Below are 13,210 nucleotides of genomic sequence, written 5' to 3'. Positions count from 1 at the left end.
ATAAGTTATCCCGGCGGAAAGCGGGTGTTCCAATAGCGGTAAGAGCACCGACGGCGAAGACAGGGTATGGACGCCGAAGCGACCGTGCGGGCGTACTACGACGCGCTTCGCACGGGCGACCCGCTGTATCCGTTCTTCGCTCGCGAGGATTCGGCCGTGAAGTTCGGCATCGGCGAGCGGTTGACTGGGTACGACGAGATTCGCGAGGGATTGCGCGCACAGACCAAGACGACCGACGGCTGGCGCGTCGAGAGCGACCGCCTGCTCGTCACAGAGCGCGATGAGCACGCGTGGTTCTCCGATGACGTGTTCATGGCCTGGAACAGCCACGAGCGTGGGATTCGCTACGAGTTCGACACGCGCTGGAGCGGCACGCTGGAACGCCGCGAGAACGGTGCCCTCGACACCGAGTGGCGGTTCGTCGGCATGCACGTCTCGACCGAGGGGAATCGCTGATGGTCGGCCCGATATCCGATGAAGACCGCGAGCGGACGATGCGCCGATTGAAGATCGGGTCAGTGCTGCTCGTCGGCGCCTCGGCCGGTCTCATCACGTCCCAGGGCGACGCATCGCTGCGCGTCCTCATCGGCGCCGTCGCTGCGGGGCTACTTCTCGGCGCTGCGCTCGTCTGGTATCTCTTCCCGGATTCCGAGACCATCTCTCCGGCATCTGATTATCGCTATCGCGAGTGACCCCGCTTTCTGCCTGTTTTTTGGCGTCTCCGGGCGTCTGAAATAGATTCCCATGCCGTTTTCGTGCCGGTTATAAGGTAGACTCCCCCATGACTCGGTATGGCACGAGCAGCCGTCGTCGGCGCCGGCATGACGAAATTCGGCGTCCACGACAGACCACTCCAGGAGTTGTTCGGTGAGGCGGCCATCGACGCGTTCGACGACGCCAGCGTCTCGCCCTCCGAGATAGACGCCTTCTACTTCGGCAACGCGATGGGCGGACAAACCGAGAACGACACCCATCTCGGGCCGAAACTGGCGGCCCACGTCGGCTTATCGGGGGTTCCAGTCCAGCGCTTCGAGGACGCCTGTGCGACCTCCTCGAACGCGTTCAAGAACGCCGTCGAAGCCGTCGAATCCGGTGTCCACGACGGCGTCCTCGTCGGCGGTGTCGAGCGGTGTACGCCCGAGACGGGCAAGGACACCCCGGAGATGACGCGCATCTTCGCCTCCGCCTCCCATCGGCAGTACGAACAGCCCGCTGGCCTGACGTTCCCCGGCGTCTTCGCGCTGTTCACGAAGCGGCACATGCACGAACACGGGACGACCGAAGAACACCTCGCCGAGGTCGCTGTCAAAAATCACGGCAACGGCTCGCTGAATCCCAATGCCCACTTCGGCAAGTCGACGACTGTCGAGGAAGTGCTCGATGGCCCAGTCGTCGCCGACCCGTTCCGGCTGATGGACTGTTGTCCGTTCTCCGACGGCGCGAGCGCAGTCGTCGTCGTCTCCGACGACCTCGCCGATTCCTACGACGAGCCGGTCGACGTCTCCGGCGTCGGCCACGCGACCGACGTGGTTCCCATCGGCGATAAGAAGACGCCGCACGTCACGCAGGCCGCCCGCGACGCCGCCGCACAGGCCTACGAGCAGGCCAACACCACCGCTGACGCGATGGATTTCGCGGAGGTTCACGACTGCTTCACCGGCGCGGAAATCCTCGCCAGCGAGGCACTCGGCCTCGTCGCAGATGGGCAGGGCGGCCCCGCCGCTGCGGAGGGTCGCACCGCCCCCGACGGCGAGATTCCCATCAATCCCTCGGGCGGCCTGAAGGCGAAAGGCCACCCCATCGGGGCGACGGGCACTGCACAGATCGTCGAACTCACCGAACACCTCCGCGGGAACGCCGGCGAACGGCAGCTCGAGGGCGCCGAACGCGCCGTCGCGCACAACCTCGGCGGTGACGCTGCGACAACCGTCGTCACGGTCATGGAGGAACGACAATGAGCGACCGACTCACGCATGAAGAATGGAGCACCGCCGTCCGTGAGGGCGAACTGCTCGGCCAGTCGTGTCCCGACTGCGGCGCCGTCCAGGGCACACCGAAGGCCGCCTGCCCCCACTGTGGGACGGTCGGACTCGAAACCGTCGAACTGCCGACGGAGGGCACCGTCTACACCGAGACGACCATTAACGTCCCGCCGATTAACGTTGAGGAGCGGGGTTACCAAGTTGCAGTCGTGCAACTCGGCGACGCGCGTGTGCTGGGTCGACTCGTCGACCAGGACGTCGATATCGGTGATACGGTCGCGGTCTCCGGTTACGACGAGGACGACCAGGGGTATCCGACCCCGCGGTTCGAAGCCGAGTAGTTCTAGCTTCCAAGCCGTTCGGTTCCATCCGGCGCGTTCGCGCTCGTTTTGCTGCTCGTCAAATCCGAAATACAGCGCCGGCAGAACCGATACGCCGGGTCGTTCGGCGTCCCGCAGGTCGGACACGGAATCCACTCGTCTATCGATTCCGTGACCGCGTTCTGGGCGGGCTGTGGCTCACGCCCTCGTTCGCTCGCATACGGCTCCTCGCGGCCGCCGGCGTCGGCCATCGCGGCCGCTCGGTACAGATACACGGCGATAGCGATATGGAAGAGGGCGAGTCCGACGGCTGCCATGGCGGCCCACGCGAGGGTTTCCATGCCTAATGTGAACGTACGTACTACGAACACTTAGTCGTTCGCGAGAACGGCGCTAATCGACGCGTGCGAGCCATGCCGCAGGGTCGTCGAGTTCTTCGTCGGTGGGGAGGTTCGCCGGGTCGTCCCAGACGACGGCCGCGCCTGCGATGCCGCGCTCGTCGGCGACTGTATCGAAGAAGTCCTTGCCGCGCTCGTACTGCTGCCGTTTCATCCCGAAGCCGAGCACCTTGCGGATGAGCATCGAGATGGGGCCGACGTCGTTGCGCCGAGCGTCGAGTTTCTGACGCAGGTCTTCGTACTCGCGGTCGAACGCCCGATCCATGACGAGCTCGGCGTAGCCCTCGACGGCCGTCATCGTGACGTTGAGCTCCGAGAGGGCATCGCGGTCGAAATCGCCGGCGGCGAGCTTCGAGACGGCGCCTTCCATCGCCGCTTCGAGGTGGGGTGCGAGCCACGGCGCGGCGCCGAACTCGGCGGCGTGGGCCACCTCGTGGAAGGCGATCCAGCGGCGGAAGCGGTCACGGTCGACGTCAAGGGCCGTCGCGACGGCCTCGATGTTCGGGTGGACGAAGTAGAGTTCGTGGTCGCCGTCGCCCATCAACAGCGGGTCGTACTGTCCGAGGACGTTGTTCGCCAGGAAGCCGAGCGTGACGGCCATCGAGGCGGTGTTTGCCGCTCGCGCAATCGACGGCGAAAGACTGGCCTGCTCTTCGATGGGCGCGAGCAGGCGCTCGAACGTCAAGGTGTTGGCGTCGATCCAGTGGTGGCGGTTCTGCACCTGCACGCTGTGTGGCAGGTCGAAATCGACGCCGGCAGCCTCACGGATGCCGTCGCGGGCGTCGGCGACGTCGTCCGCGTACCCCTCGTGTTCGCTCGCGGAAAGCGTCACGTCGCCGGGATCGGTCGCGGCTCGTGCAGCGGTGCTGACGGCGGTCCAATCGATCGGGCCATCGCCTCCGGAATCGGCGACGGCACGGGCGGCGCGAAAGAGACTCACACCCGATATAACCGAGCGCTGGGCAAATGCCTTCCGGGTGGTGACACGGGTGTCCGCGAACGGTTATGTGGCGGCCAGCCGATATCGGCGTATGGCCTGTCCGCATCTGGAGTACCGCGACGAGGACGAGGAACGCTCCTTCCACACAGAGCGAGCGTACTGTACCGCCGTCGATTCGTTCATCCAGCCGATGCGCGCCGACATCTGTAACGACCGCTACGACCTGCATCACGCGTCGGATTGTGAGTACTACCAGTCGGCGGGCGAAGAATGACGTACGACGCGTATCTCGACCGCGAGCCAGTCATCATCACCGCGGCGCTGACCGGCGGCGTCCACGGCAAGGAGGCGAGCCCGCATCTCCCGGAAACGCCCGAGGAGGTCGCTGAAGCAGCGGCGGCCTGTGGGGAAGCGGGTGCAGCAGTCGTGCATCTGCACGCCCGCCGGGAGAACGGCGAACGGAGCTTCGAGCGCGAGCGATTCCAGGAGCTCACCGAAGCAGTTCGTGACCGTACCGACCTCATCGTCCAGCACTCCACGGGCGGGACGGGCGCGCCGGACGACATTCGTCACGAACCGCTGCGCACCGATCCGGCGCCCGACATGGCATCGCTCGATATGGGGCCGTTGAACCGCTATCAGCATCTCACCTCCGAGAACACGCGGGCGCTCGTCGAAGCGCTCGGCGAGGAGATGCAAGAGCGGGATATCAAACCCGAATTAGAGGTGTTCAATGGCGGCCATCTCAACGAGGTACACGAACTGCTCGACCGGCGGCCCGACCTGCTCGATGACCCGGTTCACACGACGCTCATCTTCGGCGGCGGCACAACAGCGATGCCGACTCCGGACAACTTCCTGAGCCTCGTCAACCATCTCCCGGAGGGAGCGACGTTCAACACGCTCGGATTCGGCCACCATCAGTTACCGTTCACGGCGCTCGGAATCGTCCTTGGTGGCCACGTTCGGGTCGGTCTGGAGGATAACCGCTACTTCCGGCGGGGTGAACTCGCGACGAACGAACAGCTCGTCGAGCGGGCGGCCACGCTTGCGCGGACGCTCGAACGCCCTATTGCAACGCCACAGGAGGCTCACGATATCCTGAATCTCTGAGTCGTACAGCCGGTAACGCCTGTGTTAAGCCACTGGCGACCGCGCGGAGTTCATCGATGTCCTCGATAATCCCGATACGAACGCCGGATTCGAGGGTGCTGGCACCGTCCACCACGTCGCCTTCAGCGTGCCCGACGACGAAACTCAGGACGCGTGGCGCGAGACACTCACCGATGAGGGCCTTCGCGTGACGCCGCAGAAAGATCGCCAGTACTTCCGATCGATCTACTTCCGAGAGCCTGGTGGCGTGCTCTTCGAGATCGCGACGAGCCGGTCGCGGAACTCGGCACCGAACTCAAACTGCCGCCGTGGCTGGAGGCCGACCGCGAGAGCATCAAGAAGAACCTGGCGTCGCTGTCGGCCGACTAGCTCTCGTCGTTGCTGTCGCCGATAGCCCCGAACTCGAACTCCGTCTCCCCCTCGCTATCGAGCACTTTCCTCTTTGCGAGATACGCAACCGCGACCAGGAAGACGAGGCCAATGATGGCGGCGGTGGCGCTCCCTTTTCGCGAGGATGGCTCCGGCTCGACCGGTTCCTTGCTTGCGACGACATCCTTCTCGCCGCGGCCGAACGGCGTGTTCGCCGTCAGCGTCGAGTCTTCGAGATGCACTTCCAGAAACGTGAATTTAGCCATACGCCGGATTCGGCCGATGGCCACTTATATGTGTGTAGTCGGCGGGACGTTGATGTGGCTGCCGGACGCGATTCCGGTATGGACGGAGACTACAGAGCGTTCCTCGACGATCTGCTGTCGATTTCGACGCCTTCGGGATTCGAGGGCAAGGGCCAGCGCCGCTGGCTGGATTACGTCGAGCAGTTCGCCGACGAGACGCGCGTCGACGAGTACGGCAACGCCGTCGCGGTGTACGAGGGGGCTGACGACACGCCCGCAATCGCACTCGCCGGACACGGTGACGAAATCGGCCTGATGGTTCGGGACATCGACGAGAACGGCTTTCTCAAACTCGCTCGCATCGGTGGCTCGGACAAGACGGTCACCCGTGGCCAACACGTTACCATCCACACCGCCGACGGTGCCGTCGACGGCGTCATCGGGCAGGTCGCTATCCACCTCCGTGACCCCTCGGATGACGAGTACACCGACATCAACGACCAGTACGTCGACATCGGCGTTAGCGACGAGGCGGAAGCCCGAGAACGCGTCGATATCGGCGACCCGATCACGCTCGATACGGAGATAACCGACCTCGCTGGCGGCCGCGTCGCTGCTCGCGGCCTCGACAACCGGGTCGGCATCTGGACGGCCGCCGAGGCCTTCCGCCGGGCCGTCGAGACCAAGCCGGAGACGACTGTTTACGCCATCTCCACGGTGCAGGAGGAGATCGGCCTGAAGGGCGCGACGATGGTCGGCTTCGACCTCGACCCCGATGCCGTCATTGCGACGGACGTGACCCACGCGACCGACCAGCCCGAATCGCCCTCCAGTAAGGGCAGCGGCATCGAACTCGGTGCCGGCCCGGTCGTCGCCCGCGGTAGCGCGAACCACCCGAAACTGGTCGAGGCAGCGCGCGGTATCGCCGCCGACGAGGATATCGACGTGCAGTTGCAGGCGTCGGGGAACGCGACGGGTACTGACGCCGACGCGTTCTACACGACGCGTGGCGGTATTCCATCACTCAACGTCGGCCTACCGAACCGCTACATGCACACGCCGGTCGAGGTGGTCGAGTTCGCCGACCTCGATTCGGCCGCTGACCTTCTGGCCGGCATCGCGGTTCGTGGCGATGAGTTCGCGCCCTTCACCGTCGACATCTGAAAGCGCAGGCCGGTGCGTTTATACCGCCGGCGCGTGCGGACCTGAATATGACAGACCGTCCGCTCGACGTGCTCGAAGCGACTCTCGGTTCCGAAGTCAGCGTCACGCTCAAGGGTGGCGAGATGTACGACGGTATTCTCGCGGGCTACGACCAGCATATGAACCTCGTCCTCGAGGAGGGCGACAACGTAACCATTATCCGCGGCGATAACGTCGTCTCGATACAACCATGACTGGCGCCGGAACCCCGAGTCAGGGGAAGAAGAACAAGACGACCCACGTCAAATGCCGACGCTGCGGCGAGAAATCCTACCACAAGCAGAAGAAGGTTTGCGCCTCCTGTGGATTCGGCAAAACCGCCAAGCGGCGCGACTACGCGTGGCAGTCCAAGCAGAACGAATAGTCACCTGACGTTCTCGTTTCACGCTCATCCCCAGCGGGAGCTCTCACCCGCGTTCTTCATCGACGCGGATACCGCTGTTTGATGCCCGAACTGTTTCGAGCGAGGATTCGCGTGTTCGCCCGCCGTTTGTCGTCCGGGCGCTCTTCGGTCGTTTCGTCGTAGTAGAGCACGGTCAAATCCAGACACGAATGCAGGAGTTCGTTTGCGGCGAACCGATAGCGGTCGGTGCTCGGCCCGGCCGGCGTCGGCTCCGTTGATCGAAGATGGTGCTCCACGAACAGGTAGCCGCCGGGGACGAGCGCCTCCTTGATGTCCGGAAACCGGTCGACGGCACGATAGAAGCTGATGGTTATCAGTTCGTATCTGTTGGTCGGGAATTCGAACGTCGGGACGTCGGCCTGGATGAGGTTCACTCGGCCCTCGGCGTCCTGCCGTTCGGCGTTCTCACGAGCGATGCGGAGGCCGGCACGTGACTGGTCGATGGCGTCGACAGCGTAGCCCTGCTCCGCGAGAAACACCGCGTTCCGACCGGTGCCGGTCGCCACGTCGAGTGCCCGGCCGTCAGGGATGTCGTCGATAGACTCTCGGAGTATCGGTGATGGGTCTGGATTCTGAGGGTACGATCCCGACTGGAACCGCTCGTCCCAAGTTGTCATGAACTACCACACGGACGCGGCCGGCATCAAACATCCCCAAACCCGCTTGACGGCGGCCGCTGGCGTTTCGAGCCAGGATATACACAGACGTGTATACACACATCCGTGTTGAACCGCGTATCACGCACGATGGAGTGGGTTTTTATCGCTGGACACCACAGTCTCATCCATGCCAGACGGGCGGCACTCGGAGGGGCCGACAGAGAAATGCGGCGTGGTCGGCGTCTCGCTTGACGGGCGAGACGCGGCGCGACCGCTGTACTATGCACTGTATGCGCTGCAACACCGTGGCCAGGAGTCGGCGGGTATCGTCACCCACGACGGCTTCCAACAGCACAGCCACGTCGAGATGGGGCTCGTCGGCGACGCCTTCCAGGCGGACGACCTCGAGTCACTCAACGGATCGACCGGAATCGGACACGTCCGCTACCCGACCGCGGGCAGCGTCGATTCCTCGTGTGCCCAGCCGTTCTCAGTGTCGTTCAAATCCGGCTCGCTCGGTCTGAGCCACAACGGCAATCTCGTCAACGCCGACGAGGTGCGCCAAGAGCTCGCCGCCAACGGCCACGCCTTCACCAGCGACGGCGATACTGAGGTCATCGCCCACGATCTCGCGCGGAACCTCCTCGAGGAAGACCTCATCCGCGCCGTCAAGCGAACGATGGATCGCATCCACGGCTCGTACTCGCTGACAATCACCCACGACGACACCGTTCTCGGACTTCGCGACCCACAGGGCAATCGGCCGCTCTGTATCGGCAAGATCGACGACGGCTACATCCTCGCCTCCGAATCGGCTGCCATCGATGTCCTCGACGGCGAACTCATCCGGGACGTGAAACCGGGCGAACTCGTCGTCCTCCGGCCCGACGGCGACGGCTTCGACTCGTATCAGCTCGTCGAGCAGGAGAACACCGCCCACTGCTTCTTCGAACACGTCTACTTCGCCCGTCCCGATTCACGCATCGACGACAACCTCGTCTACGACGTTCGGCGAGAACTCGGCCGCAAGCTCTGGGAGGAAAGCGGCGTCGATAGTGATGTCGTCCTCCCTGTCCCTGACTCCGGGCGCGCGTTCGCCTCCGGCTATGCCGAGGCGGCCAGCGAGGCGCTGCGGAGCAGCGCCTCGGAAGATGTCAGCGGCGAAGCCGCGGACGCAGACAACGGCGCCGACGTCGAGTTCGCCGAGGGGCTGATGAAGAACCGCTACGTCGGCCGCACGTTCATCATGCCGACCCAGGACGCCCGCGAACGGGCTGTCCGACTCAAGCTCAATCCCATCAAGGACGTCGTCGAAGGCAAGACCGTCACCGTCATCGACGACTCCATCGTGCGCGGCACCACCTCGACCCAGCTCGTCCAGTTGCTCAGCGATGTCGGCGCCGAGGAGGTACACATGCGAATCGGCGCCCCCGAAATCATCGCGCCCTGCTACATGGGCATCGATATGGCCTCACGCGACGAACTCATCGCCGCCGGCCGCGATATCGAGGATATCCGCGACGAGATCGAGGCCGATTCACTCGCGTATCTTTCCATCGACGCCGTCGCCGACGCCCTCGGCGAATCCCGTGCCGACCTCTGTCTCGGCTGTGTCACCGGCGAATACCCCTACGACATCGACGGTGAGGCCACCGACCGCGAGGTCATGCGCCCCGACATCGACGGCGCTACGGCGGGTGTTGCGAGCGACGACGACTAAACCCCACTTTTTGCACGAGAACCGGTGTCGCGCGCCGTCAGGCGCGCGACCCGCGTTCTCGGCAAAAACTTGGGGAAAATATGCGCGAGCGCTGCGCGCTCGCGGATGCTTACAACCTAGCTTTCTTTACTGAGCTACAGCCCCAGCGCGCCGAGCAGGTCGTAGCCGATACCGAGATACTCGATGGTTTTGAATCCAAGGTAGATGCCGAGGATGCCGAGGATGCCGGCAATCGTCGGTGGGGCCGGAATCGGCACGCCGAGCAGGGCGAAGAAGGCGCCGGCGGTGAATCCGGTCAAAAGCGCCAGGAACGCGATGATGAGGCTTGCATCTACCATGGACGAGGCAGCGCCCGGCAGCCCAATAGCGGTTGGGATTCGGCTTACTCCTCGACGACTTCCGTAACCGACTCGGCGATGTCCTCCTCGGCGCGCCACAGATACAGCGTCGCGTAGCTCCGATACGGCGCCCACCGCTCAGCTTTGGCGACCATCTCCGCACGGCTCATCTCGCGGTCAAGGAGGTTCCCCATACCCTTCCTGACGCCGAGGTCACCGACTGGGAACACGTCCGGTCGGCCGAGCGAGAAGAGCAGTTGCATGTTCGCCGTCCACTCGCCGACCCCCTTGATGTCGGTCAGGTCGTCGACGACGGCCTCGTCGCTCATCTCGGCGAAATACTCGCGGCTGTACCCATCTCGGAACGCCTCGGCGACGTTGCGAACGTAGCCAGTCTTCTGTCTGGAAAGCCCTGCGTCTCGCAGCGTCTCGGGGTCGGCGGCGAGGATGCCCTCAGGCGTCACTTCGACGGCATCGAACAGCCGTTCGCGGGTCGCGGCGGCCGAGGCCATCGACACCTGCTGGCGGAGGATGGAGACGACGAGTCGCTCGAACATATCGTCTGCTGGGTCGAGTTCGAGCACGCCGTGTCGCTCGACGAGCGGGGCGATGTATGCGTCTTCCCGGAGGAACTCGTGCGGCGATGTCACGGTGAGAACGTAGTCGTCGACGGTGAAAACTCACTCGGCTGCACAATCCTCGGCCGACGATGTGCGCTCGGCGCCGGTGCCCGCGACCGGTTCGGCGGGGACGCCGGCCACGGTCGTGGCGGCCGGCACGTCTTCGACGACGACGGAGCTGGCGCCGACAGTCGCGTTCTCGCCGACCGTGATCGAGCCGACGAGCGTCGAGTCGGCACCGACGGTAACGCCGTCCTCGAGCGTCGGATGGCGTTTCTCACGGCGCATCGAGTCACCACCGAGGGTGACCCCATGATACATCAGGACGTCATCGCCGATGTCGGCGGTTTCGCCGACGACGACGCCGGCGCCGTGGTCGATGAACAGCCGTCGGCCGATGGTGGCTGCGGGATGGATTTCGACGCCGGTAAAAAACCGAACGAGCTGGGAGAGCGCGCGGGCGCTGAACGTGAAGCCACGCTCCCACAGCGCGTGAGCGACTCGATACCCCCAGATGGCGTGGAGGCCGGAGTACAGGAGCGCGACGGTGATGGCGCTTGTCGCAGCTGGGTCTTTCGCGAGGGCGGTGCGGACGTCTTCTCTAAGGTGTGTGAATACCATGGCGATGGTGTCGGATAGGTGGTTACCGGGCAAGCAGAACGAGACCAGCCGTCACTGGCAGCGACGGTGGTAAAAGGGACTCAGCAGCAACAGCCCGCCGCGGTCGCGACTGGTCGAACACCGGAACGACCCGTAAACGCGGCGTAGTTGCATACCATTCTAGCAGAATGTTCTGCGACGACAATATAAAAGGTGTCGGTCGTTCAGCTATTCGCCGAAGTCGTCGCCGTAGATGTCCGTGGCCCTGTCTTCGAACTCGTCGATGACGTTGCGGCGCTTGATTTTCATCGACGGCGTCAGCAGGTTGTTGTCCGCTGTCCACTCGATAGGCACCAGCCGGAACTCCTTGATGCGCTGGGATTTCGAGAGCGTCTTGTTGACCGCCTCGACCTCCTCGCCGATGAACTCGTGGACGCGGTCATCCTCACAGATCGCTTCGGGGTCGTCGGGAAGGGTGATACCCTCATTTGCGGCCCAGCGCTCGACGGCCTCGAAGTTCGGCACGAACAGCGCTGCGATGAACTTCTGGTTGTCGCCGATGACCATCGCCTGGTCGATACGGTCTGAGGTTGCGAACTCGTCCTCGATGGGCTGGGGGGCGATGTTCTTGCCTGTGTCCAGCACGATGAGTTGCTTGAGTCGGTCGTGGTAGACGAGGTAGCCATCGGCGGTCTGCTCGACGATGTCGCCGGTGCGGAACCACTTTCCAGAAGAGCGCTGCTCTTCCGACTCCCTGCTCGCTTCGCTCGCAGGAACGTCCTCAGTGAAGGCCTCCTCGGTCGCACCGGGGCGTTCCCAGTAGCCCTCGGTGACATTCGGCCCCTTGACGTGGAGTTCGCCGACCGGCCCCTCGGCGTCCTCGCGTTGCTCGTCGGAGACGACGGATTCGTCGAGACGGACGTCGACGTTGACGAGCGGCGGGCCGAGCGTTCCGGCTCGGGAGTCCTCCGGCGGGTTCACGGAGACGACGGGCGAGGTTTCGGTCAGTCCGTATCCCTCGTAGATGGGCAGACCCATCCCCTCGAACAACTGGGAGAGGCGCTTCGAGAGGCTGCCGCCGCCGCTGATGAACGCCTCGATGTTGCCGCCCATCTGCTCGCGGACGTTCGAGTACACCAGCTTGTCGAAGAAGGCGTGTTTCGCGCGGAGCACGAGCCCCGGATTTTCGGTCGTCGCCCACTCGCGAGCGACCGAGACTGCGCGGTCGAAAATCACCTCGGGTGCTTCCTCGCGGACGTTGTCGTAGATACGCTCGTACACCCGAGGCACCGATGAGGCGCCGCTTGGCTGGACGAGCTTGAGATCATCGGCGACGGTATCGGGCGATTCAGCGTAGCTGACCGTAGCGCCGGACGCGAACTGCAGGAAGTGACCGGAGACGCGCTCGAAGACGTGCGCAAGCGGCAGGAACGATAGCGTGCGGTCGTTCTCGTCGAAGACCGGAGTATCGGGGTCTTTGTCCGGGCGCGGGCCGACACGCTTGCGAACGCCGTTGATGTTCGCCCGGAAGTTTCTGTGAGTCAGTTTGACACCCTTCGGCTTGCCAGTCGTCCCCGAGGTGTAGATGAGGCTGGCGAGGTCGTCGATGTCGCGCTCGGCGAGCCACGTTTCGTAGGCGTCGCGCTCGAAACCCTCCTCGCCGAGGTGGTAGAGGTCGGCAAGCGAGATGATGTCTTCGCGGTCGTCGTGTCCGTCGAACTCGTCGATGACCACGATGAAGGAGAGATCGAGATCGTCCTCGACTTCGAGGACACGCTCGAGGAGTTCCTCGTTCTCGACGACGACGCCCTCGGCGTCGGGGTCGTCGAGCAGATACTCCACCTGTGCGGGCGCGGATTCGGTGTAGACGGTCGTGACGACGCCACCTGCCGCGAGAAGTCCGAAGTCGGTGTGTGCCCACTCCATCCGGGTGTTCGCGAACATACCGACGCGTGTCCCCGCGTCGATTCCGAGCTCGCGGAAGCCCGCAGCCAGGTTGTGGACGATGTCCTGCATCTCCGCGTAGGTCAGTGCCGCGAACTGGCCATCCGGTGCGGCCGGAACGATGTCGGGCGTCAGCGACCGCTCGTACACGCCGCCCTTGTACCACTGGGCTTCGCGACTACTGTGTCGGGAGGCACTCTCCTCGAACAGTCGTGGAATCGTATTATCACCTATTACTTCGTCTTCGTACTGCTTTTCGGCCTGCAGCCAGGCGGGAGTGTCAGTGGACATACTTGCTATCGCTTCCGTCGCGACCCTCCCATATTAATGGCGGTCTTTCGTAGCAGTATTGGGCCTGCTACCGGAGCTTTCGTTCGATACCGACCCCTGTACGATGTTTCCTCGATAGGGACGGA

At 64.0% G+C, this 13,210-nt stretch carries 19 protein-coding genes; 11 read left to right on the top strand and 8 right to left on the bottom strand.

Annotated features, from left to right (window positions below; translation table 11 throughout):
* Nucleotides 1-66: 66 nt before the first annotated feature.
* The 4 genes from ACI8UR_RS11135 to ACI8UR_RS11120 all read left to right on the top strand — a co-directional run bounded on the left by ACI8UR_RS11135 (nucleotide 67) and on the right by ACI8UR_RS11120 (nucleotide 2,323).
* Nucleotides 67-456, top strand: a complete 390-nt coding sequence (locus tag ACI8UR_RS11135) for a nuclear transport factor 2 family protein (protein ID WP_411715910.1) — start codon at nucleotides 67-69, stop codon at nucleotides 454-456.
* A complete protein-coding gene (locus ACI8UR_RS11130) occupies nucleotides 456-692 on the top strand; it encodes a hypothetical protein (protein ID WP_411715909.1) in 237 nt (78 codons plus the stop codon). The genes ACI8UR_RS11135 and ACI8UR_RS11130 overlap by 1 nt, the downstream gene beginning before the upstream one ends.
* A gap of 99 nt (nucleotides 693-791) precedes the next feature.
* Nucleotides 792-1,958, top strand: a complete 1,167-nt coding sequence (locus ACI8UR_RS11125) for a thiolase C-terminal domain-containing protein (RefSeq protein WP_411715908.1) — start codon at nucleotides 792-794, stop codon at nucleotides 1,956-1,958.
* Nucleotides 1,955-2,323 carry a Zn-ribbon domain-containing OB-fold protein gene (locus tag ACI8UR_RS11120; protein ID WP_411715907.1) on the top strand — a complete coding sequence of 123 codons (369 nt, stop codon included), beginning with the start codon at nucleotides 1,955-1,957 and terminating at the stop codon, nucleotides 2,321-2,323. Before ACI8UR_RS11125 ends, ACI8UR_RS11120 begins: the two co-directional genes overlap by 4 nt.
* A 2-nt stretch (nucleotides 2,324-2,325) precedes the next feature.
* Here the strand turns inward: ACI8UR_RS11120 and ACI8UR_RS11115 are convergent, their stop codons facing one another.
* Nucleotides 2,326-2,643, bottom strand: coding sequence for a hypothetical protein (locus tag ACI8UR_RS11115; protein ID WP_411715906.1), 318 nt, complete (start codon nucleotides 2,641-2,643; stop codon nucleotides 2,326-2,328).
* Between the two features lie 52 nt (nucleotides 2,644-2,695).
* Nucleotides 2,696-3,640, bottom strand: coding sequence for a zinc-dependent metalloprotease (locus ACI8UR_RS11110; RefSeq protein WP_411715905.1), 945 nt, complete (start codon nucleotides 3,638-3,640; stop codon nucleotides 2,696-2,698).
* Between the two features lie 91 nt (nucleotides 3,641-3,731).
* Here ACI8UR_RS11110 and ACI8UR_RS11105 point away from each other — a divergent pair, with 91 nt between their 5' ends.
* Genes ACI8UR_RS11105 through ACI8UR_RS11095 form a run of 3 tightly spaced genes read left to right on the top strand, consistent with a single transcriptional unit; the run spans nucleotide 3,732 to nucleotide 5,147 of the window.
* A complete protein-coding gene (locus ACI8UR_RS11105; RefSeq protein WP_411715904.1) occupies nucleotides 3,732-3,914 on the top strand; it encodes a hypothetical protein in 183 nt (60 codons plus the stop codon).
* Complete coding sequence (locus ACI8UR_RS11100) at nucleotides 3,911-4,753, top strand: 3-keto-5-aminohexanoate cleavage protein (RefSeq protein WP_411715903.1); 843 nt, start codon at nucleotides 3,911-3,913, stop codon at nucleotides 4,751-4,753. Before ACI8UR_RS11105 ends, ACI8UR_RS11100 begins: the two co-directional genes overlap by 4 nt.
* Nucleotides 4,754-4,805: 52 nt before the next feature.
* A complete protein-coding gene (locus ACI8UR_RS11095) occupies nucleotides 4,806-5,147 on the top strand; it encodes a VOC family protein (RefSeq protein ID WP_411715911.1) in 342 nt (113 codons plus the stop codon).
* On the opposite strand, the gene ACI8UR_RS11090 is transcribed toward ACI8UR_RS11095, so the two are convergent.
* On the bottom strand, nucleotides 5,119-5,388 hold the full coding sequence (locus ACI8UR_RS11090) for a hypothetical protein (protein WP_411715902.1): 270 nt from the start codon (nucleotides 5,386-5,388) through the stop codon (nucleotides 5,119-5,121). The two genes, ACI8UR_RS11095 and ACI8UR_RS11090, sit on opposite strands and share 29 nt — an antisense overlap.
* 78 nt (nucleotides 5,389-5,466) lie before the next feature.
* On the opposite strand from ACI8UR_RS11090, the gene ACI8UR_RS11085 reads away from it, so the two are divergent.
* From ACI8UR_RS11085 to ACI8UR_RS11075, 3 genes are read left to right on the top strand one after another with little or no spacing between them, the layout of a single operon-like run.
* On the top strand, nucleotides 5,467-6,531 hold the full coding sequence (locus ACI8UR_RS11085; protein ID WP_411715901.1) for a M20/M25/M40 family metallo-hydrolase: 1,065 nt from the start codon (nucleotides 5,467-5,469) through the stop codon (nucleotides 6,529-6,531).
* A gap of 47 nt (nucleotides 6,532-6,578) precedes the next feature.
* Complete coding sequence (locus ACI8UR_RS11080; protein ID WP_411715900.1) at nucleotides 6,579-6,764, top strand: LSM domain-containing protein; 186 nt, start codon at nucleotides 6,579-6,581, stop codon at nucleotides 6,762-6,764.
* Nucleotides 6,761-6,934, top strand: coding sequence for a 50S ribosomal protein L37e (locus ACI8UR_RS11075; protein ID WP_411715899.1), 174 nt, complete (start codon nucleotides 6,761-6,763; stop codon nucleotides 6,932-6,934). Before ACI8UR_RS11080 ends, ACI8UR_RS11075 begins: the two co-directional genes overlap by 4 nt.
* A gap of 56 nt (nucleotides 6,935-6,990) precedes the next feature.
* Here the strand turns inward: ACI8UR_RS11075 and ACI8UR_RS11070 are convergent, their stop codons facing one another.
* Nucleotides 6,991-7,590 carry a class I SAM-dependent methyltransferase gene (locus ACI8UR_RS11070; RefSeq protein WP_415087873.1) on the bottom strand — a complete coding sequence of 200 codons (600 nt, stop codon included), beginning with the start codon at nucleotides 7,588-7,590 and terminating at the stop codon, nucleotides 6,991-6,993.
* Between the two features lie 169 nt (nucleotides 7,591-7,759).
* Between ACI8UR_RS11070 and purF the strand changes: the two genes are divergently transcribed.
* Complete coding sequence (purF, locus tag ACI8UR_RS11065; RefSeq protein WP_415087872.1) at nucleotides 7,760-9,292, top strand: amidophosphoribosyltransferase; 1,533 nt, start codon at nucleotides 7,760-7,762, stop codon at nucleotides 9,290-9,292.
* Nucleotides 9,293-9,426: 134 nt separating this feature from the next.
* Here the strand turns inward: purF and ACI8UR_RS11060 are convergent, their stop codons facing one another.
* From ACI8UR_RS11060 to ACI8UR_RS11045, 4 genes are all read right to left on the bottom strand, one after another.
* Complete coding sequence (locus tag ACI8UR_RS11060) at nucleotides 9,427-9,630, bottom strand: XapX domain-containing protein (protein WP_411714606.1); 204 nt, start codon at nucleotides 9,628-9,630, stop codon at nucleotides 9,427-9,429.
* Between the two features lie 44 nt (nucleotides 9,631-9,674).
* Nucleotides 9,675-10,280, bottom strand: a complete 606-nt coding sequence (locus ACI8UR_RS11055) for a DNA-3-methyladenine glycosylase family protein (protein ID WP_411714605.1) — start codon at nucleotides 10,278-10,280, stop codon at nucleotides 9,675-9,677.
* Nucleotides 10,281-10,310: 30 nt separating this feature from the next.
* Entirely contained in the window at nucleotides 10,311-10,871 is a 561-nt protein-coding gene (cysE, locus tag ACI8UR_RS11050; protein WP_411714604.1) for a serine O-acetyltransferase, read from the bottom strand.
* A 207-nt stretch (nucleotides 10,872-11,078) separates the two neighbouring features.
* Nucleotides 11,079-13,085 carry an AMP-dependent synthetase/ligase gene (locus tag ACI8UR_RS11045; protein ID WP_411714603.1) on the bottom strand — a complete coding sequence of 669 codons (2,007 nt, stop codon included), beginning with the start codon at nucleotides 13,083-13,085 and terminating at the stop codon, nucleotides 11,079-11,081.
* Between the last annotated feature and the right edge of the window lie 125 nt (nucleotides 13,086-13,210).

It is taken from the genome of Natronomonas sp. (assembly GCF_047616845.1).
Classification (GTDB): Archaea; Halobacteriota; Halobacteria; order Halobacteriales; family Haloarculaceae; genus Natronomonas.
The sequence above is the reverse complement of the archived record's forward strand: the minus strand, read 5'-3'. Positions and strand labels throughout refer to the sequence as shown.

Bases quoted from the DNA above. Each gene is read 5' to 3' on its own strand.
- ACI8UR_RS11070 (WP_415087873.1), bottom strand. From the start codon at position 7,590: ATGACAACTTGGGACGAGCGGTTCCAGTCGGGATCGTACCCTCAGAAT.
- ACI8UR_RS11105 (WP_411715904.1), top strand. From the start codon at position 3,732: ATGGCCTGTCCGCATCTGGAGTACCGCGACGAGGACGAGGAACGCTCC.
- cysE (WP_411714604.1), bottom strand. From the start codon at position 10,871: ATGGTATTCACACACCTTAGAGAAGACGTCCGCACCGCCCTCGCGAAA.
- ACI8UR_RS11045 (WP_411714603.1), bottom strand. From the start codon at position 13,085: ATGTCCACTGACACTCCCGCCTGGCTGCAGGCCGAAAAGCAGTACGAA.
- ACI8UR_RS11080 (WP_411715900.1), top strand. From the start codon at position 6,579: ATGACAGACCGTCCGCTCGACGTGCTCGAAGCGACTCTCGGTTCCGAA.
- ACI8UR_RS11085 (WP_411715901.1), top strand. From the start codon at position 5,467: ATGGACGGAGACTACAGAGCGTTCCTCGACGATCTGCTGTCGATTTCG.
- purF (WP_415087872.1), top strand. From the start codon at position 7,760: ATGCCAGACGGGCGGCACTCGGAGGGGCCGACAGAGAAATGCGGCGTG.
- ACI8UR_RS11135 (WP_411715910.1), top strand. From the start codon at position 67: ATGGACGCCGAAGCGACCGTGCGGGCGTACTACGACGCGCTTCGCACG.
- ACI8UR_RS11075 (WP_411715899.1), top strand. From the start codon at position 6,761: ATGACTGGCGCCGGAACCCCGAGTCAGGGGAAGAAGAACAAGACGACC.
- ACI8UR_RS11115 (WP_411715906.1), bottom strand. From the start codon at position 2,643: ATGGAAACCCTCGCGTGGGCCGCCATGGCAGCCGTCGGACTCGCCCTC.
- ACI8UR_RS11130 (WP_411715909.1), top strand. From the start codon at position 456: ATGGTCGGCCCGATATCCGATGAAGACCGCGAGCGGACGATGCGCCGA.
- ACI8UR_RS11125 (WP_411715908.1), top strand. From the start codon at position 792: ATGGCACGAGCAGCCGTCGTCGGCGCCGGCATGACGAAATTCGGCGTC.
- ACI8UR_RS11090 (WP_411715902.1), bottom strand. From the start codon at position 5,388: ATGGCTAAATTCACGTTTCTGGAAGTGCATCTCGAAGACTCGACGCTG.
- ACI8UR_RS11100 (WP_411715903.1), top strand. From the start codon at position 3,911: ATGACGTACGACGCGTATCTCGACCGCGAGCCAGTCATCATCACCGCG.
- ACI8UR_RS11120 (WP_411715907.1), top strand. From the start codon at position 1,955: ATGAGCGACCGACTCACGCATGAAGAATGGAGCACCGCCGTCCGTGAG.
- ACI8UR_RS11060 (WP_411714606.1), bottom strand. From the start codon at position 9,630: ATGGTAGATGCAAGCCTCATCATCGCGTTCCTGGCGCTTTTGACCGGA.